General features: G+C 46.8%; 1 protein-coding gene. It reads left to right on the top strand.

What is annotated here, in order from left to right; genetic code table 11:
• Positions 1-844 (top strand): 3'-5' exonuclease (locus ACS8FC_RS16135; RefSeq protein ID WP_439297518.1); only part of this gene is annotated, 844 nt, incomplete at both ends.

The raw sequence follows: 844 nt of genomic DNA, 5'->3' as shown, positions 1-844 counted from the left end.
AGACAAAAGAAGCAAGCTATATCACTGACAAGATTGTCGCGCTCAAGCCGGATTATGATTACAACGACTTTGCTGTATTGTGCCGCACGTCTTTTCAGTCCAACTATGTGCAGCTAGAATTCATGGCGCGCAATATTCCCTTTATCGTGGTGGGCGGTATTAGGTTCATTGAAAGACGCCATATCAAAGACGTATTAGCCTTTGTCAAAATCCTCTATAACCCAAATGATACGATTGCGTGGCACCGCATCTTAACCTTGTTCAAAGGAGTAGGCGCAGTCACGGCGACACGGTTGACCCAAGCCATTACTGCTGACAATAATGCGTTTGAGCCGCTACTAGCAGCGCCGTTTGCCAAAAAAAGCGATCAGTTGAAACCGCTTTACCACACGCTTACGAGTGCACAGCAAGCAGAGACGGTCGAGACAGCCATTGAGCATATTCTTGAGTTTTATATTCCAGTCTTGAAGCTGATTGAAGACAATTGGCGTGAGCGTACTGAAGACTTTCGGGTGCTAAAAAACTTAGCGACAGAGCACACGAGCCTTGATAGCTTTTTGGAAAATCTCGCACTCGATCCGCCCAATGACTCAGTCGCGGTCATAGGAAGCTCTGACGATGGACAGAGCAGTAGCAATGACAAAGTCACGATTTCAACCATTCATAGCGCCAAAGGGCTTGAGTGGCCAGTGGTATTCGTTAACTCGTTGGTAGATGGCATCACGCCGCATCACCGCTCACTGGATGACTTTGAAGCATTAGAAGAGGAGCGTAAGCTGTTTTATGTTGCCTGTAGTCGTGCAAAGACGCAGTTATATTTGACCGCGCCGAATTATTTTTCTAG

It is taken from the genome of Psychrobacter sp. 1Y4 (assembly GCF_051847555.1).
Note: the sequence above shows the minus strand (reverse complement) of the source record. Positions and strands in the feature narration are given on the sequence as shown.